Origin of the sequence: Pseudomonas sp. TH04 (assembly GCF_016651355.1) — a bacterium.
Classification (GTDB): domain Bacteria; phylum Pseudomonadota; class Gammaproteobacteria; order Pseudomonadales; family Pseudomonadaceae; genus Aquipseudomonas; species Aquipseudomonas fluorescens.
In genome coordinates, this window is the sequence record NZ_JAEKEA010000001.1 from 1,422,474 (window position 1) to 1,443,826 (window position 21,353).

The following is a 21,353-nucleotide window of genomic DNA, read 5'->3' on the forward strand; positions in this document are numbered from 1 at the left end:
TGCTTAGTCCGCTGCGAAACCTGGGAGTGCCCTTGTTTATAGAACGAGCATAGACCGCATCGCTCAATGGCTTGAGGCATCCGACCGCGCCTCACTCAATAGAGCACTTATTCCGCAGGGCGCACGCCGGTGCCCATCAGGCGATCCGTTTCGGAGCACTGCGTCCAGGGCTTTACGTACGGCTCGGAGGCGCTTGAGGTATCGCGCGCGCGTCACGAACCCGCTGGCGATACAAAATCAGCAAAAGGACGATCTGGATCAATAAAAGCGGCTGCCGGCTCCTTTACCCTCGCGACCTTTTACGACTTGAGCCCATGCCCCCTGTGATCGCCCCCGAGTTGCTCGCCCCCGCCGGCACCCTGAAAAACATGCGCTATGCCTTCGCCTACGGCGCCGATGCGGTCTACGCCGGCCAGCCGCGTTACAGCCTGCGGGTGCGTAACAATGAGTTCGACCATGCCAACCTGGCGCTCGGCATCCACGAAGCCCACGCACTGGGCAAACGTTTCTACGTGGTGGTGAATATCGCGCCGCACAACGCCAAACTGAAAACCTTCCTCAAAGACCTGGCCCCCGTCATCGCGATGGGCCCGGATGCGCTGATCATGTCCGACCCGGGGCTGATCATGCTGGTGCGGCGCCACTTCCCCTCGATGCCGATTCACTTGTCGGTGCAGGCCAACACGGTGAATTGGGCCAGTGTGGAGTTCTGGCAGCAGCAAGGCATCTGCCGGGTGATTCTGTCGCGGGAGCTGTCACTGGAAGAGATCGGTGAAATTCGCCAGCACGTGCCGGCGATGGAGCTGGAAGTGTTCGTGCACGGTGCTTTATGCATGGCCTATTCCGGGCGCTGCCTGCTGTCCGGGTACATGAACAAACGCGACGCCAACCAGGGCACCTGCACCAATGCCTGCCGTTGGAAATACCAGGCCATGCCGGCGGTGGAGAACGCCACCGGCGATATCGTCCAGGAATTTCAGCCTACACTGGGAATCGGCGCGCCGACCGATCAGGTGTTTCTGCTCCAAGAAACCCAGCGCCCCGATGAACAGATGCCCGCGTTCGAGGACGAGCACGGCACCTACATCATGAACGCCAAGGACCTGCGCGCGGTGCAGCATGTGGAACGCCTGACCCACATGGGCGTGCATTCGCTGAAGATCGAAGGCCGTACCAAATCCCACTTCTACTGCGCGCGCACCACCCAGGTGTATCGCAAAGCCATTGATGATGCGGTGGCCGGCCGAGCCTTTGACCGTAACCTGATGACCGACCTGGAGTCCCTGGCGCAACGCGGCTACACCGAAGGTTTTTTGCGCCGTCATGTGCATGACGAATACCAGAACTACCAGAACGGCAGCTCGGTATCGGAACGTCAGCAGTTTGTCGGCGAATTGACCGGCGAGCGCCGGGGCGAGCTGGCCGAGGTCAAGGTGAAAAACCGCTTTGCCGTGGGTCATCACCTGGAACTGATGACCCCCGCCGGAAACTTTCACTTCGACCTGGCCACGCTGCACAACGCCCAGGGCGAAGCCATCGAGGTGGCGCCCGGGGATGGGCACACCGTTTATGTGCCGCTGCCGGCACAGATGGACCTGCAGTTTGGCTTGCTGATGCGGGATATCTGACAGGGCGCCGGCCTGGTTTTAACGCCAGACAACCCTGCCGCCAAGCCAGATGTGGTCAGATCCGGAACTGACCGACAAGCTGCCCCAACCGCTGGCCGAGGTCCGCCAGGCTACGTGAGGTCTGGGCACCCAGTTGGGTTTCATCAGCCACGCTGTCCACCGCCACGGCGATCTGATGCACGCTGCGGTTGATCTCTTCGGCCACGGCGGTCTGTTCTTCCGCCGCGCTGGCAATCTGCGCGTTCATGGAATTAATCGTGCCGATCAATTGGGCCATGGTGTCCAGCGAGGCCCCGGCTTCGTTGGCGCGGGCTGAGGTGCCGTCGCCCGCATCGCTGGAGCGGCGCATCGAATCTACAGCGGCTTCGGTGCCTTTTTGCAGGCGGTCGATCATGCCCTGGATTTCCTGGGTGCTGGTCTGGGTGCGACTGGCCAGGGCGCGGACCTCGTCGGCGACCACGGCAAAACCACGCCCGGCCTCGCCGGCCCGCGCGGCTTCGATGGCAGCGTTGAGCGCCAGCAGGTTGGTCTGCTCGGCAATCGAGCGGATTACGCCAAGCACACTGACAATCGACGACACGTCCTGTTGCAGGCTGTCGAGGGACACGCCGCTGCTGCGAATATCGTTCACCAGGGCATGGATCTGCGCGATGCTGCCGTCCACCACACGCTTGGCGGCCTGGCCTTCCACATCGGTTTGCTGTGCCGCCACCGACGCACCCTGCGCACTGCGCGCAACTTCTTGCGCAGCGGAAGACATCTGGTTGATCGCGGTAGCGACCTGATCGGTTTCATGGCGCTGGCGCTCCATGGCCTGCTCGGAACGCTGGGCCTGGTCCGACACCTGGCTCACCAGGCCGGTGAGCTGCGCAGTCATCTCGGTGATCTGGCGCACCAGGCTGTGGATCTTGTCGACAAAACGGTTGAATGCGCCGGCCAGATCGCCCAGTTCGTCCTGACTGGTAATGGCCAGGCGGCGGGTCAAGTCGCCCTCGCCCGCCGCGATATCGTCGAGGTTGGCTTTCATCAGGTTCAGCGGACGCAGGATGGTATTGGCCGTCACCATGCCCACGGCAGCAATCACCAACAGCACCACCACGGCCACGCCGAGAATACTCAGCAGCACGCCTTCCATGCGTTTCTCGACCTTGGCCTCGACCACCGCCACCTGGGCTTCAATGCCGTCGAGGTTGACCGACGTACCGATCACCATGTCCCACTTCGGCAGGTACTCGGTGTAACCCAGCTTGGGCACCAGTTCGGTCTGCCCCGGCTGGGTCGAGCTGTATTGCAGATAGTGAGTGCCGTCTTTACCGACCTTGACCAGGTCGCGGTTGACGTAGACCCCATTGGGGTCGCGGTTGTCCTTGAAGCTCTTGCCAACGCCGTCCGGGCTGTTGCCCTTGAACAGGCGAATGGTCTCGGAGTCGTAGCCGAAGAAGTAGCCGTCCTTGCCGTAGGTGGTGTTGGAGAGCAGTTTGACCACCTCCGCCCGCGCGGCGGTGTCGCCCGGCGCGGCAGCATCGTAGAGCGGCTTGACGGTGGTCATGGCCACTTCCACATAACTTTTCAGCGTGGTTTTGGCGTCGTTGAGCAGGCGCTGGCGGGTTTCATCCACCTCGTTGCGCGCCTGGCCCTGGAGCATCCACACGGTGGTCAGGCTGATGACCACCGCAAACAGCAACACCGGCACTACGGCGAGGGACAGGACTTTGGCCTTCAAACTCAGACGCATAGCTTTTCTCTCTTATTCGTGGCGACTTGAGAGGTTAACGGCCAGTTACAAATTATCTGTAGGTTAGAGCGTCATCGCAGCAATCCAGCCAAACGCCAGCAATGGAATGTTGTAGTGCAGGAAAGTCGGCACCACCGTGTCCCAGATATGGTGGTGCTGGCCGTCGATGTTCAAGCCGGAGGTCGGGCCGAGCGTTGAGTCTGACGCAGGCGAGCCGGCGTCGCCCAGCGCACCGGCCGTGCCGACAATGCACACAATGGCCAACGGGCTGAAGCCCAGTTGCACACAAAGCGGTACGAAAATCGCGGCAAGAATCGGCACCGTGGAAAACGACGAACCAATGCCCATGGTCACCAGCAGGCCTACCAGCAGCATCAGCAACGCGCCCACCCCACGGCTATGGCCGATGAATGCCGCCGATGTTTCCACCAGCGAACGCACATCACCGGTGGCTTTGAGCACTTCGGCAAACCCCGAAGAGGCGATCATGATGAAGCCGATCATCGCCATCATTTTCATGCCTTCGGTAAACAGGTCGTCGGTCTCACGCCAGCGCACGATGCCCGACACCGAGAAGATCAGGAAGCCGGCCAGGGCACCGATAATCATCGAGTCCAGCCACAGTTGAATAATGAACGCCGAAGCAATCGCCAGCCCGGCCACCAGCAAGGTCAGCGGGTTGTACTGCACCGCGACTTGCTCGACCCGCTCGATTTTTTCCAGGTCGTACACGCGCTTTTTGCGATAGCTGACAAACACCGCCACCAGCAGGCCGACCACCATGCCTAACGCGGGCAGGCCCATGGCGTGGGTGACATTGACCTGGCTGATGTCCACGCCGCTCTTGGCCACATTGGCCAGCAGGATCTGGTTAAGGAAGATATTCCCGAAGCCTACCGGCAGGAACATGTAAGGCGTGATCAGGCCGAAGGTCATCACGCAGGCGATCAGGCGGCGGTCCAGTTGCAGCTTGGTCAACACGTATAACAGCGGCGGCACCAGCAACGGGATAAACGCGATATGGATCGGCAGGATGTTCTGCGACGCAATCGCTACCACCCACAACAGGCCGATCAGCAGCCATTTGACGTGGCTGCCGCCGCTGGCTTCCTGACGATCGACTAATAGCAGCGCCTTGTCCGCCAAGGCATGAGCCAAGCCGGATTTGGCAATCGCCACCGCGAAAGCGCCGAGCAAGGCGTAGGACAGCGCCACGGTCGCACCGCCGCCCAAACCACCGTTGAACGCCTTGAGCGTGGCCTCGATGCCAAGGCCACCGGTCAAGCCACCCACCAGGGCGCCGACAATAATGGCGATGACCACATGCACGCGGGACAGGCTGAGCACCAGCATGGTGCCGACCGCGGCGATGACTGCGTTAATCATGGTTACCTCAAGACAGAAACACAAAAACCAGGCATACCCGCGCCCGGGCGGCCATTGAGGTGGCGCCAGCGTGCAGGCTTTAAGAGGTCTTATTAGAGGGCGCGCACTTTGCAGCAGCCGGGCGCGCATGTCAAAAAACGGCGTCGCTTTTCAGCTTTCAATTGAACGTTTAAACAATAAAGAAAGCCGAAAAGCGGCCGATAGCCTGACTCTCTGTGTTTTCAGGCTAAGGATGCTCCTCGATGTCCCTCAGACAGCTCTCCATACAATGGAAAATCACCCTGCTCGCCGGCCTCTGCCTGCTGGGAATCGTGACCCTGCTGGTGGGTCTGTCGCTGTACCGCATGGAGCAGAGCTCGCAACAGGTCAAGGCCTCCAGCATGCAGATGCTCGACGAGTCCGCCCAGGCCCGCATCGAGGCGCAAGGTGAAGGACAGGCGCTGGGTATTCGCCAGCAATTCATGGATGCCTTCCAGTACGGCCACGGCTTTTCACGCCAGGTGCTGTTTTTGCGCGAACAGGCTGAAAAACGCTTTCTCGACGCCTTCGACACGCGCGAAGACCTGACCCGCCAGGTCAAGGCTGCGCTGCAGGCCAACCCGGACTTGCTCGGTTTGTCGCTGGTGTTCGAAGCCAATGCGCTGGACGGCAAGGATGAGTTGTTCGCCAACCAGGCCGAACTGGGCAGCAACGACAAAGGCCGATTCGCTCTCTACTGGTCGCAGCCGACACCCGGCAAACTGACCTCCATGGCATTGCCCGAAAGCGACATGTCCGACACCAGCACAGGCCCCAGCGGCGAGAAAGCCAACGCCTGGTTCACCTGCCCGCGCACCACCCTGAAACCCTGCGTCATCGAACCGTACTTTTATATGATCGACGGGCAAAACGTGCTGATGACCAGCATCGTCTTCCCGCTGATGGTCAATGGCAAAGTCATCGCCTCGTTGTCGGCGGACATCAACCTCAACAGCCTGCAGGCCGTTAGCCAACAAGCCAGCCAGAAGCTGTATGACGGCCAGACCCAGGTCAGCATCCTCAGCCCCACCGGCTTGCTCGCCGGCTACAGCGCGGACGCCAGCAAACTCAGCCAGCGCCTGGACAAGGTCGACCCCGCCAGCGGTGCGCAATTGATCAATGCCCTGGCCAGCAGCACGCAGACCCGCAGCCTGCGCGCCGACCACCAACTCAAGGTGCTGGCGCCCTTCACACCGATTCCCGGCGGCAAACCGTGGGGTGTGTTGCTGGATGTGCCGGAAAAAGTCCTGGTCGGCCCCGCCGAAGCGCTCAAGACACAGTTGGACGCCGATAACGCCCGTGGCACCTGGCTGGAACTGAGCCTGGGCCTGCTGGCCGCGGTGATTGGCTTGATCCTGGTGTGGCTGATGGCGCGCAGCGTAACCCGACCGATCCTCGGCGTGGCCCGCATGCTGGAAGACATCGCCAGCGGCGAAGGCGACCTGACCCGCCGCCTGGCCTATGACAAAAAGGATGAGCTGGGGCAACTGGCCGGCTGGTTTAACCGCTTCCTGGACAAGCTGCAACCGATTATTGCCCAGGTGAAACGCTCGGTGCAGGACGCCCGTGGCACCGCCGACCAGTCCGCCGCGATTGCCAGCGAAACCAGCGCCGGCATGGAGCAGCAATACCGCCAGGTCGATCAGGTGGCGACCGCTTCCCACGAAATGAGCGCCACCGCCCAGGATGTGGCCCGCAGCGCCGCCCAAGCGGCACAGGCTGCGCGCGACGCCGACCAGGCCACCCGTGAAGGCTTGACCGTGATCGACCGCACCACCACCAACATCGGCCACCTGGCGGCCGATATGAGTACGGCCATGGCCCAGGTCGAAGGCCTGGCCGCCAATAGCGAGAAAATCGGTTCGGTGTTGGAAGTGATTCGCGGCATTGCCGAGCAGACCAATCTGCTGGCGCTCAACGCTGCCATCGAAGCCGCGCGCGCCGGTGAGGCCGGCCGTGGCTTTGCGGTGGTCGCCGACGAGGTCCGCAACCTGGCGCGACGCACCCAGGAGTCGGTAGAAGAAACCCGCCTGGTGATCGAGCATCTGCAAAGCGGCACCACCGAGGTGGTCAGTTCCATGGGCAACAGCTATCGCCAGGCTCAGGGCAGTGTCGAGCAGGTCGGCCAGGCGGTCACCGCCCTGCGCCAGATCGGCGAGGCCGTCACGGTCATCAGCGACATGAACCTGCAAATCGCCAGCGCCGCCGAAGAACAAAGCGCGGTGGCCGAAGAGATCAACAGCAATGTCGCGACGATTCGAGATGTGACCGAGTCGTTGTCGGAGCAAGCGAACGAATCGGCGCGGGTCAGCCAGGCGTTGAACAGCCTGGCGAATCAGCAGCAGGGGCTGATGGATCAGTTCCGCGTTTAAGCGAATGGCACACACCCTGGGCCCGATGAAGGGCCCAGGTGAGTGAAAGCCCCCGCCCACGGGTTGACCTGCGCGGTGTCAACCGTGGCGCTTGGGCAGCTCGATCAGCACTTTGAGCCCACCCTGCTCACTCTCCTGCAACTGCAGCACCCCGCCCCACACCTCGACGATATCCCGCACAATCCCTAGACCGAGGCCATGGCCGTCGACCTGTTCATCCAGGCGCGTGCCACGGCTGAACACCTGGTCGCGCTGGGCCTGCGGGATGCCCGGGCCGTCGTCCTCGATCGCCAGCAGATAGCTGTGCGCGGTTTCGCTGACATTCAAGCGCACTTCGGCGTCCGCCCATTTGCAGGCGTTGTCCAGCAGGTTGCCCAACAACTCCAGCAGATCTTCGCGGTCCCAGGGCAGTTGCAGGCCGGGCGCAACGTGGTAGCTCAAGTCCAAGTGTTCGCCGTGAATCATGTTCAACGTGGCCAGCAGGCCGGGCAGTTCCTTTTCACAATCAAACAAGGTCCCCGGCAGCGTTTCACCGGCAAGACGGGCACGGTTAAGTTCGCGGTTGAGGCGTTGTTGCACCTGCTCAAGCTGGTCACGCAGCAACTTGCTCAGCTGCGGATGGTCCTTGAGCACCTCGCTTGACGCCGCACTCAATAACACCGCCAACGGCGTTTTCAGCGCGTGGCCGAGGTTGCCCAAGGCATTGCGCGAACGCTTGAGGCTGTCTTCGGTGTGGGCCAACAGGTGGTTGATCTGCGCCACCAGCGGCTCGAGTTCCAGCGGCACTTGAGTATCAAGTTGCGAGCGCTGGCCCTGTTGCAGCTGAGCAATCTGCTCACGGGCGGTTTCCAGCGGCCGCAAGGCGCGGCGCACCGTGACCCGTTGCAGGATCAGCACCAGTAACAGCGCCGCCAGCCCCAGCACCAGACCAATCTGGCGCATCAGGCGAAAGCTTTCCCGCACAGGCGTGTAGTCCTGAGCCACGCTGATTGAAATCGACTGGCCGAAGCGCTTGTAGTCCGAACGCAACACCAGCAGTTGCTGACCTTCCGGCCCCAATTGCAGGTTACCCTTGAGCCCGGCCTCGGGCAGGCGCGGCAACTCCTGGTCCCAGAGCGAGCGTGAACGCCAGTGCTCGTCGGCAAAATCAATGCGGAAATAGTGCCCGGAAAACGGTCGCTGATACGCCGGTGACAGGCGTTGCTCATCCAGTTGCACACCGTTCGGCCCGCGCACCAGTGCCACCAGCAGGTTCTCGCTGTCGTTGCGCAACCCAGCATCCAGGTAGCGCTGCAAGCCGGCCTCGAACAGCCACAAACTGGTCTGCGCGAGCACCACGCCCACCACCACCATCACGCTGATCAGCCCCAGGCTCAGGCGCCGCTGGATCGACCTCATGCCGGGGCGGCGCCAAATCGGTAACCCTGGCCGCGCCGGGTTTCAATCACGCTGCGCCCCAGCTTGCGGCGCAGGTGGTTGACGTGCACCTCCAATACATTGGAGTCACGCTCGGTCTCACCATCATACAAATGTTCAGCCAAGTGGCTTTTCGACAGAATCTGTTCCGGGTGCAGCATGAAGTAGCGCAGCAGGCGGAATTCGGCGGCCGTCAGTTGGATCTCGTCACCGTCACGCAGCACACACTGGCGCCCTTCATCCAAATGCAAGCCGGCCGCTTGCAAAGTCGGCTGGTTGGCCTGGCCATGGGAGCGGCGCAACAGGGCCTGGATGCGCAAGTGCAGTTCTTCAGGGTGAAAAGGTTTGCTCAGGTAGTCGTCGGCGCCGGCCTTGAGCCCTTCGATACGCTCGGCCCATGAATCGCGTGCGGTCAGCACCAGCACCGGGGTGGCCAGGGCGGCTGCGCGCCACTGCGCGAGCACCTCCAGCCCGGGCAGCCCTGGCAAGCCGAGGTCGAGGATGATCAAGTCATAGGGTTCGCTGCGGCCTTGATACGCGGCGTCGCGCCCATCGGCCAGCCAGTCGACGGCGTACCCCTGGCGCTGCAGGCCCGCCAACAGTTCATCGGCCAGCGGTACGTTGTCTTCCACCAGAAGCAGGCGCATCAGTCGTCTTCCTTATCTTTGAGTAACTCACCGGTGCTGGCGTCGAGCTCGATTTCACGTACCACACCTTCGACGGTCAACAGCTCGATTTCGTAGATATAGCGCACCGGGCGCTCCTTGTGCTCTTCAAGTTCGGCATCCAGCAGCTTGGCGCCTGGGTAGCGTTCGAACGCCGGGCCCAACAAGTGCTCCAGCGGGGCGATAACGCCCGTTTGGCGCAGGCGCAAGGCTTCGTCCTGACCAAGGTCGTGGGCCGACAGGCTTGAGCTGGTGAGTATCAATACCAACACCACCTGCCGGCCTGCGCTTAGATTTACCTTCATTGCGTGTCCTGATGTTCCTTGAGGGCGGCCCGGTGATGGGCTGGGGCCAAATAGGCGATGGGACAATGATACGGGGGGCGAACCAACCCGTGAGGGTTTTCACGTAAGCGTGCGTTTCCGGGGGCATGTCCTACGCGACCCCACGTTAACCCTGGCAACTTAACTGAAACTGAATTGCCACCATGGCAATTTTAGCCAAGCGCTTTTCCCTCATCGCGCCAGATTTTCTATACTGCCCTCCTCGCGTCAAAAGAGACCGGTATGACAGCCATCCACATCAAGTTTCCCGCCCTGACCCTCAAGGCCGGCAAACGCGCCTTTACGCGCATTCGCGAACACGGCCTTGCGCCGGCAGATGTCGGCATTCTCCCCGGCGCGGCCGGTGGCCCCAAAGCCCTGGGTATTCAGGGCCTGGACCTGGCGCTGTTCGGCGAGTGGCTGCCCCGCGCGCCGCGCGAACGCGCACTGATCGGCGCGTCCATCGGCTCCTGGCGGTTTGCCAGCGCGTGCCTGCCCGACCCGGTGCAAGGCCTGCTCGACCTCGGCCGCCTGTATAACGAACAGCGCTTTGCCAAAGGCGTGACCATGGCCGACGTCAGCCATAGCTGCCAGCGCATGCTCGATGACCTGCTGGCCGGCCGCGATGCTCGGGTGCTGGACAACCCCAACTATCGCCTGAACATCATGGTGGTCAAGAGCCACGGGCTGCTTGCCGATGACCACCGTGGGCGGCTGGGCCTGGGCCTGTCGTCGGTGATTGCCGACAACCTGCGGGGCCGCGCGCGGCTGTCGCGGCATTTCGAGCGGCTGATCATCCATGACCCACGCCAGGCGCCGCCGGTACATCCGCTGAAGGATTTCCCATCGCGCTTCCTTGACCTGGAACTGGGCAACCTGCGCCAGGCACTGCTGGCCTCCGGCTCGATCCCCATGGTGATGCAAGGCGTGCGCGACCTGCCCGGCGCGGGCGCCGGCACTTACCGTGACGGCGGCCTGCTGGACTACCACCTCGACCTGCCCTACCACGGCGATGACATCGTGCTGTACCCGCACTTTACCGACCGGGTTATCCCCGGCTGGTTCGACAAGGGCCTGCCATGGCGACGCAGCAATCAACAGGGTTTGCAGGATGTATTACTGCTGGCACCGTCCAAGGACTACCTGGCCCGCCTGCCCCACGGCAAATTGCCGGACCGCAGCGATTTCAAGCGTTTCATGGGCGACGACCCGAGCCGCAACAAATACTGGCAAACCGCGATGAGCGAGAGCCAACGGTTGGGGGATGAGTTTCTGGAGTGGGCGGACAACGGCAAATTGGGCGAGCACTTGCAGGCCCTTTAACGCAACAGCGATCTTCTCAGCGTGAGCGGTGTCCTCGCCGCACGCTCAGGCCGTTACTGCAGCGCCCCGCCGTTGACATTTCGATGCAAAAACTAAGATTGCCAGCGTTCTAGCTTCACGCACTATGCGGGCGTCAGGCAGACGCGTATCACGCGCCCAAAACGGATGAGGCAGCGTACAGAATGCACGCCGCCCCACATTGCCAAGCGTCGAGCGTCAGTGAGTGGCTTGAGTCGAGGCTGGCATGCCGCCCCTTGGCTGCGACCGGATATGCTGCAGCAAAGGACTCAACGCACCGCCCCAAATAACAGCGTTCGCGAGTTTGGTGGGGTGGTTGATGGTGTTTCCGCCCACACTGCCGGGGTTGGTGCCGAAATCCCCTAATCCATAGATTTCAATGTCGTTTAAATCGGGCGCACCGTGAGCCTCAGGAACACCCAAATTCGCCACCCAATTGGAGATGGTGCCCTCTGCGCCTGACACTACCAAGCCGACTTTACCGAACCGCAGGTTGTTGAAGTCATACACGGAAATAACGTTAACGCCATTCAGATACACCTCGTGCCTGGCCCCGCGAACCGTCACTTTGATGCTGACCGACGTTCCATCCGGGATGGCTGCGTAAACGGCTGACCGACCAATCACAGTGCCGCCCCAGTAAAGCAGGACCTGGTTGGCTGTGACTTGCGCAGTGTACTGACTCAAGCCTGAGCCCATGGACCGATAGCGAATAGCGCCAATTTGTCCAGACCAACTGGGCATCGTGAAAGTAGCCGACAAACTGACATCCTGGCACGCCCTGTTGAACATCGCAGCGCCACGCCCCTTGAGGGCGTATTGCTCAGGCGAACCGGACACCGCGAATGTCGTGCCTGTTTCCGGACTCCAGCCGGAGGGGTAACTCGCAAGGTTATCGTCGCGAATAAAACTGAGCTTATCGACATCGACACCGGCGCGGTGAATATTGAACAGTCGGTTAATATCCAGGACCGTTAGATGTCGAACTTTCGCAACATCCCGCGCTGCGTCAGCCGCGACTTGAACCTGCTCTTGATGTCCAAACGCAAGCGACGGTAATGCGGCAGGCGCAATAGCAGTAGACGGAACTTTTGACCAGGTATTCTGATAATCAAGCGCCTTGAAGTAATAGTCGGCGTTTACACTACTGCTTCCCGTAAGATCGTTGGCCCCGAACATATAAATTACTAGATCAGGGGCAAAGTCCTTGACGTGGTCCGCCCAACTTTTTCCTTCGACTGAGCCGCCTGGCCATTGACGCGTTACTTCGCTTCCCGACTGCCTGTAGAAACCGCTCACCGCATTGTCGACGGGCCCCACCTCCCCCTTGTAGCCGGGGTTTGAATACATGCCCATCCCGCGTCCAGCAAGGCTGAAATTGCCAAAGGTGAACGCAATGTCGGGATTCTGCTCACGAGCTAACCGCATCAATGTGGCCACCACCGAGTTTTCATACCGCCCGTCAACATCACCTTGGGATATAGAGTCGCCGACGACTGCGATTCTAACTGCGCCTTCTTTAATGGCGGCGTCAAGCCGCTCCACATTGCCGACGTTGGACAGGGTTGAGAAATCCTCCGGCGCATCCTGGTCGCGCGCGGGGCTTGGAGCACTGACAGCAATAGCGGGCGCGGGCGTGGTTAACGTCGCCTCGTTTTGGGCAGGTGCGACTCCGCCAGCAAGATCCGCCCCAAAGACGTATTGACCGGAACCGAAGAGGTTGAGTGGGACGCTAATGAAAAAAGCTATCAAGAAAATCAGTGGTTTCGTTCTGTAGTGCGCAGGGTAAGCAGACACGTCGTGACACGCCAATTCAATAGAGAATTTTAATTCTACTGAATTCCACTTACTTTGTCGCAAAGGTGTAAATCGAACGCCGAAACGTTTACTGAAGTGATGTTGAACTAAACCGCGCGGGTTTGTTCTCCGTAATAGCCACCATGTTAATGGGCTGCCTAATACGCTGAACTCAAGGTCATTCACCCGCAGGTCATTTCTACGCTCACTGCCTCGACTGTTTTTGCACCCGGATGTGCTCCGTCAGAGCCGAAAAAGCCCCCGCCCAGCAGACCCTGTTGGCCAGCTTGGTTGGGTGGTTGATACCATTGCCTTGCGGCGTTTGTGTATGGGTTGCGTGACCACCACCGCCGTAAAGGTCGAGATCGCTCAACTGCGGCACTCCATTGGTGCAGTAGTCACCTTTATGCACGATAAATTCTGTCAGGGCTCCTGCGCCACCAATGATCGCCACCCCGTGGCTGCCACGGCGCAGGTAGTGGTAGTCATAGACCGTCAGTCGCAGCACATCGTTGACATAGACCCTGTGCAGCGCACCGCGGACGTCAACCTGCAACACAACTTTTGAGCCGGACGCGATTTCACCGATGGTCTTGTAGCCAAGGGTGGTTGCGCCCCAACACAGCGCCAGAAAGCCCGATGAGACTTGCGCGCTGTATTGGTGTGCGGGCGAGCCGTTCGAGCGATAACGCAGGGCGCAGGTCGTCAAGGCCCAGTTGCGGCAGCTGAATGTCGCCTTGATCTTGATGTCCAGCGACTGCGCGTGTTGCAGTGCCGAGCCGGTGCCGCTGATGGAACGCCCACCCGCATTGACCAGTGTGGAACCCTCCTCGATATGCCAGCCGGCTGGATATGCGGCGACGTTGTCATCGCATGTGTAGTGGAGGTGGTCGACGTCAAAGCCGGAACGCAGCAGGTTGAATGCCCGGTTGATATCGACCAGCGTCAGGTTCAGTTCCCGGGCCACGCCGCGCACGCCATCGGCGGCGATTTGAGCCTCTTCCTGGTAACCCGCCGCAACGGCCGGCAGGGCTGTGGTGGACACCCCAATGGACGGAGCCTTGGGGAAGTTGCCAATCAGCCCGACTACATACTTAAGTGCGGTGGTGTTCCCGACACTCGAGCCGGACAAATCGTTAGCACCGTGCATGACCATGACAAAGTCGGGGGCGAAATCCTTGAGGTGCCCCATCCACGACTTACCGGCGACAGATCCTCCCGGCCACTGGTCAGTCACGGGAGCGCCGTCAGGACGATAAAACCCGGTACTGAGGTTTTCCGGATAGGGTTGCCCCACGTACGTCTCGGTTGCCAGCGCTCCGATACCTCGGCCCGACAGGCTGAAGTTACCCACGACAAAATTGATCGCAGGGTTCTGCTCGCGCAAAGCCCGCATCAGCGTGGACACAACCGAGTGCTCGTAAAGGCCGTCGCGATCGCCTTCGACAATTGAATCGCCCGCAAAAGCAATGCGTACGGTGCCCTCGGAAATAGCCGCATTGAGCCGGTCCAAATTGCCCAGGTTGGAAAATATCGCCACATCGGCAGCGGTCTGTTGCGGTTCTCGATCAACCGGCACCAGTGCGAGACCAGCAGTTTCAGGCGGGTGCTCAAGGGCTGACGGTTTCTGCGCCGAGGTGCCGGCGTGCGCCGCTTTCATGCCGGCCCAACGCTTCAGGGTTTTACCCAGCCTTCCACGCCAGGTAAGGTCTGAACGATCGCTCGAACCATTCGGCTCGGTAGCATTTGTGTTGGTAAAGGCCATGGTTGCCCCCGAGGCAAAAAACGCTCAGTGGCGAGCCTTGAAACGGTGGCTATTATGCGGGTTTATGGGCGAGCAGGAAGAGCGCGTTGCCAAAACAGGTTAGAATAGGACCCAACTCGGTCGCCTGGCGCCAGTCGGCAAGCGCCGAATGGATGGCCTCAATCACGCCCAGCAACGACCTATCAGTACATTGATCAGTGCATCAAACACTGACAATCACTTCAAACCCACGCAACACAAGCCCTACAGGTCACACCGTGGAAATCTTCAAAGAGTTTACCTTCGAGTCCGCCCACCGCCTGCCCCACGTACCGGAAGGCCACAAATGCGGGCGCCTGCACGGGCATTCGTTCAAAGTGGCGATCCACCTGAGCGGCGACCTGGATCCCCATACCGGCTGGATTCGCGACTTCTCGGAGATCAAGGCGATTTTCAAGCCGCTCTATGAACGCCTCGACCACAACTACCTCAATGACATCCCAGGCCTGGAAAACCCGACCAGCGAAGTGCTGGCCAAGTGGATCTGGACTGAGCTCAAACCCTTGCTGCCGGAACTCAGTGCAATTCGTATCCATGAGACCTGCACCAGTGGCTGTATCTATCGCGGCGAATAAGCGATGACGTGCTGAAGAACCACCTGCGGGTGGTTTTTTTATGCCTGGCAAGCGTCCTCGATAAAGCATGTACCCGCCTCCACTGGGTGTGGGCAGTCATGGGCGGCACCTGGGTGTATCGCGCGCCACCTTGCATGCGATCAAAACAGGCCGGCATGATCCGAGCTTGCCTCTGGCGTTCAAGATCTCCAAGGTGTTCGAACGCCGTATCGAGGTGATCTTCGAGGCACCGAACAACTGATCGATTTTGACAGGAGCCCGCTGCAATGATGCGCCCCGCCACTGCTGCTGATGTTGCAACCATCGAGGCCATCGTCCAGGCCGCCTATTCGCCTTACATCGAACGGATCGGTCGCAAGCCCGGGCCGATGCTTGAGGACTATCGCCAGTGGGTCGCGGCAGGACACGTGCACGTGCTGGACTACGCCGGGCGGGTCCAGGGTTTTATCATCTTGCTCAATACCGATGACGACTTGCTGTTGGCAAACCTGGCCGTCACCCCCGATGCCCAGGGCCTGGGGTTCGGACGGCAGTTGATGGACTTTGCCGAACAAGAGGCACTCGCTGCGGGTTACGCGACCATCCGCCTGTATACCCACGTAGCGATGACTGAAAACATCACGCTGTACACTCGCCGCGGCTATGTGGAAACCCATCGCGTCGAGGAACACGGCCTGCACCGTGTGTACATGACCAAGCGTCTTTAGGAGAACCCCATGGAAAACATCTGGCTGGCCCAGGCCAAGCGCTTACAGGCACTGGCGTCCACAGGGCTGCACTTTTGCACCGACGATTTCGAGCGTGAGCGCCTTGAAGAAATCGCCGAAATCGCCCACAGCATGCTGGCACAGTTGGCAGATGTGCCGTTGGAGCGCATCACCGGGCTGGTGTCGGATTTTGCCAAGCGCTATTCAACGCCGATGATTGAAGTGCGCGGCGCTGTGATCGATGGCGATCGGATTCTGCTGGTGCGCGAATCGACGGATGGTTGCTGGGCGCTGCCAGGTGGTTACGCCGATATCGGTTTATCGGCGGCGGAAAACATCGTCAAGGAGATCCGCGAGGAAGCCGGGCTAAGCGTGACGGCACGCACGCTGTATAGCGTCATGCACAAGGCCAAGGGCCTCTATCGCCCCGACGTGCGGGACTTCTACAAGCTGTATTTCCTCTGCGAACGGGTGGACCAACTGGCACCGATGGCGGGTTTGGAAACCACTGAAGTGGGCTTTTTTGCCCTGCACGACCTGCCGCCGCTGTCCCGTGGGCGCACCATCGAAAGCGATCTTGAAGCAGCCTTTGCGTTTCATCGCGGCGAGCTCACCCAAACGCTGTTCGACTGATCCAATGTGTATCACCGCTGCACTGCTTTCGTGCTCGACCGGGCACAACGGACAGGCCTTGCGACGATACGTACCTGTTTGACGACCTCTACACTGCACTGCTGGTTTGGCACGCGCAGTGCAACAGTCTTGCGTCAGTCATCCAGGGAGCAAGGCCATGACGCAGCAAGAACCAGGCAACGATTACCCCCTCAGCGAAGTGCCGATGCATGCGCGCAAAGGCCTGGCGTCCACTGCCATGGTCCTGCTGGGGTTTACGTTTTTTACCGCGACCATGTTTGCCGGCGGCAAGCTGGGCGTAGCCTTCAGTTTCACCGACCTGCTCGGTGTCGTGGCGTTGGGTAACCTGTTGCTGGGTATTTACGCGGCAGGCCTGGGCTACATCGCCTTTAAAAGCGGCTTGAACTCGGTGTTGATGGGGCGTTTCTGCTTCGGCGAGGTGGGCAGCAAGCTCAGTGACTTGATCTTAGGCTTCACTCAGATTGGCTGGTACGCCTGGGGCACCGCCACTGCCGCCGTGGTGCTGGGTAAATATTTCGAACTGAGCCAAGGCACGGTGCTGGCATTGATGGTGGTGTTCGGCCTGATGTTCTGCGCCACGGCCTATGTGGGCTATCGCGGGCTGGAGATACTCTCGTACATTGCGGTGCCGGCCATGGGCATCTTGCTGTTTCTGTCGATGGCGGTCGCCACCCACAAAGTCGGCGGCCTGGACGGCCTGTTGGCGGTGGTGCCGACCGGCGAGCTGGACTTGTCCACCGCGATCACGCTGGTGTTCGGCACCTTTGTCAGCGGCGCGACACAGGCCACCAACTGGACGCGGTTTTCTCGCTCGGCCAAAGTCGCGGTGCTGGCGAGCCTGATCGGCTTCTTTATCGGCAACGGTTTGATGGTATTGATCGGGGCCTACGGCGCCATCGTCTATCAGCAGCCGGACGTGGTCGAAGTCTTGCTGCTGCAAGGTTTCGCGATGGCCGCGATGGCCATGCTGCTACTCAACATCTGGAGCACCCAGGACAACACCATCTACAATTTCGCCGTGGCAGGCTGCAATTTGCTGCGCACCCGCAGGCGCAAGACGGTGACCCTGGCCGGCGCGGTAATCGGCACCCTGCTGGCGTTGCTCGGCATGTACGACCTGCTGGTGCCTTACCTGATTCTGCTGGGCACCGTGATCCCGCCGATTGGCGGGGTGATCATGGCGGACTTCTTCTACCGGTATCGCGGCCAATATCCGCGCCTGGCCGACACCCGCTTGCCGGCCTTCAACTGGCCTGGGCTGGTGGCATATGCCGTGGGCACCGTGCTGGCGTTCCACTCACCCTGGGTGGCACCGTTGGTGGGGATTGTTGCCGCGTCCCTCACCTACATTGGCCTGAGCGCCGTGCTGCGCGTACGGGCACCGCTGGCCGACGCACAGGTATGAGTCTGGCTGGCGTCACGGGGATGGTAACCTGATGGCCGACGCGCCAGGCAGAACATCGCAACAGCCCGGATAATCTGGCGCTGTCTGCCTGATTGTCATTAGCCAAGAGGAACTTGCCCATGCATATCATCAACGCTCGCCTGCGCAACCGTGAAGGCCTGCATGATCTGCACCTGGAACACGGCCGGATCGCCAGTATCACGCCACACACCGCGGCGCCGATGTTAAGGCCTGGCGATCTGGACGCCGCCGGTAACCTGGTGATACCGCCCTTCGTCGAACCGCATATCCACCTTGATGCCACCCTTACTGCCGGCGAACCGCGCTGGAATATGAGTGGAACATTGTTCGAGGGCATTGAGTGCTGGGGCGAGCGCAAGGCCACCATCACCCAGGAAGACACCAAGACCCGCGCCAAGCAAACTATTCAGGCCCTGGCCGCTCACGGCATCCAGCATGTCCGCACCCATGTCGACGTCACCGACCCAGACCTGACCGCGCTGAAAGCCATGCTGGAAGTCCGCGAAGAAAGCACGCACCTGATCGACCTTCAAATCGTGGCGTTTCCGCAGGAGGGTATCGAGTCCTACCGCAATGGCCGCGAGCTGATGCAGGAAGCCATTCGCCTGGGCGCCGACGTGGTCGGTGGTATCCCGCACTTTGAATACACCCGCGACCAAGGCGTGAGCTCGGTGAAGTTTCTCATGGACCTGGCCGAACGTACCGGCTGCCTGGTGGACGTGCACTGCGACGAAACCGATGATCCGCACTCGCGTTTTCTCGAGGTCCTTGCCGAAGAAGCCCGCAGCCGCGACATGGGCACGCGCGTCACCGCCAGCCACACCACGGCCATGGGTTCCTACGACAACGCTTACTGCGCCAAACTGTTTCGTCTGTTGGGGCACTCAGGAATCAGCTTCGTCTCCTGCCCCACCGAAAGCATCCACCTGCAAGGTCGCTTCGACAATTTTCCAAAACGCCGTGGCGTCACGCGCGTCAACGAGCTGCTTGAGGCCGGCATGAACGTCTGCTTCGGCCAGGACTCCATCGTCGACCCGTGGTACCCGCTGGGTAATGGCAACATCCTGCGTGTGCTGGAAGCCGGTTTGCACATCTGCCACATGCTCGGTTACCGCACCCTGCAAAGCGCCCTGGACCTGGTGACCGACAACAGCGCCAAGGCCATGGCCTTGGGTGACCGGTATGGCCTGGAGCCCGGGCGCCCGGCCAATCTGTTGATCCTTTCGGCAAACAGCGACTACGAGGTGATCCGCAGCCAGGGCCTGCCGCTCTACTCGATCCGTAATGGCAAGGTGCTGATGAAGCGGCAACCGGCGCAGGTGGAGTTTTTGTAAAACCAACCACTAGACGATCGAGTCGATATCCAACGGTTGTGGGTTCAACGGGCTGCCGTGAATAGGCGCAGGAATACTGGCGACTTGCGCCAATTCACGGTTTTCACGGTGGCTGAACCAACGCTTCAGGCTGGGCTGCAACTGCAGGGAATCAGCCTGACTTCCATACACGTCTTGCGCATCCAAGCGGCGCCAACGCAAGGATTCCAGGCGGCGACGGCTGGTGTGCAAGCGGTCAATTTCCGCGTTGAGTGCCTGGTTGTGTTCGTGCCCATAGCCGCGCTGGTTCGCGGGGCGGTGACGCTCAAGTTCACGGTTCTTGTTGCGCAACTGTCGAGTCATGGTTTCCAGCGCAAGGTCGAGTAACTCAAACTCTCTCGGTGTGACCAAGGGCCCCTGGCTCTCCAGGGTTTGTTGCCAGCGGCGCAAGGTGGCCCAGGCTGCCGGTATGTAGCTGGCGGTCATAAAGTGCTGGTCCGCCTGGAACAGCTGTTTGAGCAAGTTGTCGCGGCCTGGCATATCGCCCTGCAGTTGCAACGCACGGTTACAGCCGGCCTCCAGGATGGACTCGCAGCCAGGCTTCCATAACACCGAGGAGCGCGTACCGTCCGGCAGTTTGAGCGGCATGAAGTGCTGTTGTTCGCCGTGATGCTGGTAAGCATTACCCCCCACGCGTACCAGGCCCGCCGCGAACAGCAGGCCACCCGCTGCGGGGGCACTGAAAAGCGTGACGGCGCCCGGGACCCACAGTTTGGCGGTGGTATTCATCCACGTGGCGGGCACGCTGGGCACTGGGTCGTTGTGGTTGACGATGCGGTGGTGGATCAGGGATGAGGCGCCGTCGGCGAACTCTGAATCAGCGGCGCGAGGCGCGCCATAGGTGTAGAGGAGGATGTTGTACTGCGACCCGGGAACTCGACGCAGCCCTTCCGCCAACAGCAAAGCGATGGCGCCTCCCAGGCTGTGACCGCAAATCACAATGCGCTGGCCGCAGTGGAACAGGTCGAGGTAGTGCAATACGAAATCTCGCATCGCTCGATAGGCTTGGTAAAAACCCTCATGGGCTTTGCCAACACCTTCGGAAAAGGGCACTTGGTGGGCATTTGCGTCTCGCAGTGCGTCGGCACCACTGGCGGTACCTCGTACGGCGATCAGGACTATTTCATCGTGGTGAGTGATGAAAGCTTGAGTGTCAGTACCGAATTTTTCATCATCGAAAAAATGTAAGCGCGCAGGATGCTCCTGCTCATGCTCCAATGCCGGACGATTCTGTGGGTATAGTTCCGGATCGAAGGGAAGGATTTCAAAACGCAGGGAGTAAGGAACCTCTTGATAAAGCGGATAAAAACGCTGAACTTGCTCGGGATCAACTCGCCAGGCGTCCTCAAATAGCGACAGTTTTTCAGCAAACAGATTCCCAACCGTTGGGTCCAGCGGGAAGGACACTTGATCCACAGGTTTCTTGGGCGGTTGCTGACCAAAGTCGCAGTAACTCAAAGTAGACATCAGGGCCAATTGATACAGGTTCAACGCGCAGAAGCTGTCCTCTGTAGACAGCATCGGACGCAGTGCTCGCAGCGGTCTGACTTCCAGTACAGAGTGCTGATTAGGGAATAACACCACCCCTGATAAAGTGGGTTGAGGTGGTCCAAATCCCAGGTCAGCCATCATTTTCAATGCGTGACGTTGGGGGCGATGAGTTCGAGGCGTGACCGGTGGAAGATGGGCGACATGGCGAACCAAATCCCGCACCTCAACCTGGTAAAACCTGTCTGCTTGCGGCTGTGCCGGATTACCTTCGGTACGCCGGCCATCTTGAGTAGAAAACCGGGTCTGCTCGGCGCGAATTTGAAGCTCGGTGATAGGCAGCTCGTACGCAACGCGAGTCCGCAGTTGGTAATAAGGTGCTTGCACTCCGGAATACAGACCATCAAATTTGAGTACGACCGGACCGCAGTGAAAACCTTGTAGTCTTGCGAACCCCTCACCATCCAATCTGCCGTCGTACTGACATCCTGTGCTGTCGTAAAGGGTGTATGGAAGCCCGCCATAGGCCTTCCCACTGCCAGCTTCATCTACCAAACAAAAACTTACCCAGTGCCCTTTCAATGCACAAGCGGGCATCCTCGCACTGAAAAATGGTTGCTTCCATGCGTCCAGTTTCATGAACTC

At 60.3% G+C, this 21,353-nt stretch carries 18 protein-coding genes and 1 pseudogene; 10 read left to right on the top strand and 9 right to left on the bottom strand.

What is annotated here, in order from left to right; all coding sequences use genetic code 11:
- Window positions 1–314: 314 nt before the first annotated feature.
- On the top strand, window positions 315–1,628 hold the full coding sequence (gene trhP / locus JFT85_RS06185; RefSeq protein WP_169876493.1) for a prephenate-dependent tRNA uridine(34) hydroxylase TrhP: 1,314 nt from the start codon (window positions 315–317) through the stop codon (window positions 1,626–1,628).
- Between the two features lie 55 nt (window positions 1,629–1,683).
- On the opposite strand, the gene JFT85_RS28665 is transcribed toward trhP, so the two are convergent.
- The 3 genes and pseudogenes from JFT85_RS28665 to JFT85_RS06195 form a co-directional block, all read right to left on the bottom strand.
- The gene (locus tag JFT85_RS28665; protein WP_371850838.1) at window positions 1,684–2,505 is read right to left on the bottom strand and encodes a methyl-accepting chemotaxis protein; all 822 of its coding nucleotides are present in this window, start codon (window positions 2,503–2,505) and stop codon (window positions 1,684–1,686) included.
- Window positions 2,506–2,541: 36 nt separating this feature from the next.
- A pseudogene (locus JFT85_RS28670) lies at window positions 2,542–3,363 on the bottom strand (cache domain-containing protein); the annotation flags it as partial.
- A 63-nt stretch (window positions 3,364–3,426) separates the two neighbouring features.
- The gene (locus JFT85_RS06195; protein ID WP_169876524.1) at window positions 3,427–4,746 is read right to left on the bottom strand and encodes a Na+/H+ antiporter family protein; all 1,320 of its coding nucleotides are present in this window, start codon (window positions 4,744–4,746) and stop codon (window positions 3,427–3,429) included.
- Window positions 4,747–4,991: 245 nt separating this feature from the next.
- On the opposite strand from JFT85_RS06195, the gene JFT85_RS06200 reads away from it, so the two are divergent.
- The gene (locus JFT85_RS06200) at window positions 4,992–7,139 is read left to right on the top strand and encodes a methyl-accepting chemotaxis protein (protein WP_073636764.1); all 2,148 of its coding nucleotides are present in this window, start codon (window positions 4,992–4,994) and stop codon (window positions 7,137–7,139) included.
- Between the two features lie 78 nt (window positions 7,140–7,217).
- Here JFT85_RS06200 and JFT85_RS06205 read toward each other — a convergent pair whose 3' ends face one another.
- The 3 genes from JFT85_RS06205 to JFT85_RS06215 are packed head-to-tail and all read right to left on the bottom strand — an operon-like array spanning window position 7,218 to window position 9,525.
- Entirely contained in the window at window positions 7,218–8,537 is a 1,320-nt protein-coding gene (locus JFT85_RS06205) for a sensor histidine kinase (protein WP_069552534.1), read from the bottom strand.
- Window positions 8,534–9,202: a response regulator transcription factor gene (locus JFT85_RS06210; protein WP_053255415.1), complete on the bottom strand. Its 669-nt coding sequence runs from the start codon at window positions 9,200–9,202 to the stop codon at window positions 8,534–8,536. Before JFT85_RS06210 ends, JFT85_RS06205 begins: the two co-directional genes overlap by 4 nt.
- Window positions 9,202–9,525, bottom strand: coding sequence for a PepSY domain-containing protein (locus JFT85_RS06215; RefSeq protein WP_053255414.1), 324 nt, complete (start codon window positions 9,523–9,525; stop codon window positions 9,202–9,204). The genes JFT85_RS06210 and JFT85_RS06215 overlap by 1 nt, the downstream gene beginning before the upstream one ends.
- Before the next feature lie 261 nt (window positions 9,526–9,786).
- Between JFT85_RS06215 and JFT85_RS06220 the strand changes: the two genes are divergently transcribed.
- Window positions 9,787–10,866 (top strand): patatin-like phospholipase family protein, encoded by a 1,080-nt coding sequence (locus JFT85_RS06220; protein ID WP_053255413.1) that lies wholly within the window; start codon window positions 9,787–9,789, stop codon window positions 10,864–10,866.
- Between the two features lie 216 nt (window positions 10,867–11,082).
- On the opposite strand, the gene JFT85_RS06225 is transcribed toward JFT85_RS06220, so the two are convergent.
- Together JFT85_RS06225 and JFT85_RS06230 are read right to left on the bottom strand one after the other, a co-directional pair.
- Window positions 11,083–12,867: a hypothetical protein gene (locus JFT85_RS06225; protein WP_201229494.1), complete on the bottom strand. Its 1,785-nt coding sequence runs from the start codon at window positions 12,865–12,867 to the stop codon at window positions 11,083–11,085.
- 19 nt (window positions 12,868–12,886) lie between these two features.
- The gene (locus JFT85_RS06230; RefSeq protein ID WP_201229496.1) at window positions 12,887–14,446 is read right to left on the bottom strand and encodes an SGNH/GDSL hydrolase family protein; all 1,560 of its coding nucleotides are present in this window, start codon (window positions 14,444–14,446) and stop codon (window positions 12,887–12,889) included.
- Between the two features lie 86 nt (window positions 14,447–14,532).
- On the opposite strand from JFT85_RS06230, the gene JFT85_RS06235 reads away from it, so the two are divergent.
- The 7 genes from JFT85_RS06235 to codA all read left to right on the top strand — a co-directional run bounded on the left by JFT85_RS06235 (window position 14,533) and on the right by codA (window position 19,181).
- Window positions 14,533–14,640, top strand: a complete 108-nt coding sequence (locus JFT85_RS06235) for an AlpA family phage regulatory protein (RefSeq protein ID WP_201229498.1) — start codon at window positions 14,533–14,535, stop codon at window positions 14,638–14,640.
- A gap of 63 nt (window positions 14,641–14,703) precedes the next feature.
- Window positions 14,704–15,060 (top strand): 6-carboxytetrahydropterin synthase QueD, encoded by a 357-nt coding sequence (gene queD / locus JFT85_RS06240; protein ID WP_003237990.1) that lies wholly within the window; start codon window positions 14,704–14,706, stop codon window positions 15,058–15,060.
- A gap of 67 nt (window positions 15,061–15,127) precedes the next feature.
- Complete coding sequence (locus tag JFT85_RS06245) at window positions 15,128–15,301, top strand: helix-turn-helix transcriptional regulator (RefSeq protein ID WP_201229500.1); 174 nt, start codon at window positions 15,128–15,130, stop codon at window positions 15,299–15,301.
- A 25-nt stretch (window positions 15,302–15,326) separates the two neighbouring features.
- Window positions 15,327–15,767, top strand: coding sequence for a GNAT family N-acetyltransferase (locus JFT85_RS06250; RefSeq protein WP_201229502.1), 441 nt, complete (start codon window positions 15,327–15,329; stop codon window positions 15,765–15,767).
- 9 nt (window positions 15,768–15,776) lie between these two features.
- Window positions 15,777–16,400 carry an NUDIX hydrolase gene (locus JFT85_RS06255; protein WP_053255408.1) on the top strand — a complete coding sequence of 208 codons (624 nt, stop codon included), beginning with the start codon at window positions 15,777–15,779 and terminating at the stop codon, window positions 16,398–16,400.
- Between the two features lie 157 nt (window positions 16,401–16,557).
- Entirely contained in the window at window positions 16,558–17,826 is a 1,269-nt protein-coding gene (gene codB, locus JFT85_RS06260) for a cytosine permease (protein ID WP_187602271.1), read from the top strand.
- Between the two features lie 119 nt (window positions 17,827–17,945).
- Complete coding sequence (gene codA / locus JFT85_RS06265; protein WP_069552531.1) at window positions 17,946–19,181, top strand: cytosine deaminase; 1,236 nt, start codon at window positions 17,946–17,948, stop codon at window positions 19,179–19,181.
- 9 nt (window positions 19,182–19,190) lie between these two features.
- Here the strand turns inward: codA and JFT85_RS06270 are convergent, their stop codons facing one another.
- Window positions 19,191–21,347: a lipase family protein gene (locus JFT85_RS06270; RefSeq protein WP_201229504.1), complete on the bottom strand. Its 2,157-nt coding sequence runs from the start codon at window positions 21,345–21,347 to the stop codon at window positions 19,191–19,193.
- Window positions 21,348–21,353 lie beyond the last annotated feature (6 nt).

What these genes read in the sequence shown, in the direction of transcription:
- trhP (WP_169876493.1), top strand. Translation starts at nt 315, where the DNA reads ATGCCCCCTGTGATCGCCCCCGAGTTGCTCGCCCCCGCCGGCACCCTG.
- JFT85_RS28665 (WP_371850838.1), bottom strand. Translation starts at nt 2,505, where the DNA reads ATGACTGCGCAGCTCACCGGCCTGGTGAGCCAGGTGTCGGACCAGGCC.
- JFT85_RS06200 (WP_073636764.1), top strand. Translation starts at nt 4,992, where the DNA reads ATGTCCCTCAGACAGCTCTCCATACAATGGAAAATCACCCTGCTCGCC.
- JFT85_RS06205 (WP_069552534.1), bottom strand. Translation starts at nt 8,537, where the DNA reads ATGAGGTCGATCCAGCGGCGCCTGAGCCTGGGGCTGATCAGCGTGATG.
- JFT85_RS06210 (WP_053255415.1), bottom strand. Translation starts at nt 9,202, where the DNA reads ATGCGCCTGCTTCTGGTGGAAGACAACGTACCGCTGGCCGATGAACTG.
- JFT85_RS06215 (WP_053255414.1), bottom strand. Translation starts at nt 9,525, where the DNA reads ATGAAGGTAAATCTAAGCGCAGGCCGGCAGGTGGTGTTGGTATTGATA.
- JFT85_RS06220 (WP_053255413.1), top strand. Translation starts at nt 9,787, where the DNA reads ATGACAGCCATCCACATCAAGTTTCCCGCCCTGACCCTCAAGGCCGGC.
- JFT85_RS06230 (WP_201229496.1), bottom strand. Translation starts at nt 14,446, where the DNA reads ATGGCCTTTACCAACACAAATGCTACCGAGCCGAATGGTTCGAGCGAT.
- JFT85_RS06245 (WP_201229500.1), top strand. Translation starts at nt 15,128, where the DNA reads ATGTACCCGCCTCCACTGGGTGTGGGCAGTCATGGGCGGCACCTGGGT.
- JFT85_RS06250 (WP_201229502.1), top strand. Translation starts at nt 15,327, where the DNA reads ATGATGCGCCCCGCCACTGCTGCTGATGTTGCAACCATCGAGGCCATC.
- JFT85_RS06255 (WP_053255408.1), top strand. Translation starts at nt 15,777, where the DNA reads ATGGAAAACATCTGGCTGGCCCAGGCCAAGCGCTTACAGGCACTGGCG.
- codB (WP_187602271.1), top strand. Translation starts at nt 16,558, where the DNA reads ATGACGCAGCAAGAACCAGGCAACGATTACCCCCTCAGCGAAGTGCCG.
- codA (WP_069552531.1), top strand. Translation starts at nt 17,946, where the DNA reads ATGCATATCATCAACGCTCGCCTGCGCAACCGTGAAGGCCTGCATGAT.
- JFT85_RS06270 (WP_201229504.1), bottom strand. Translation starts at nt 21,347, where the DNA reads ATGAAACTGGACGCATGGAAGCAACCATTTTTCAGTGCGAGGATGCCC.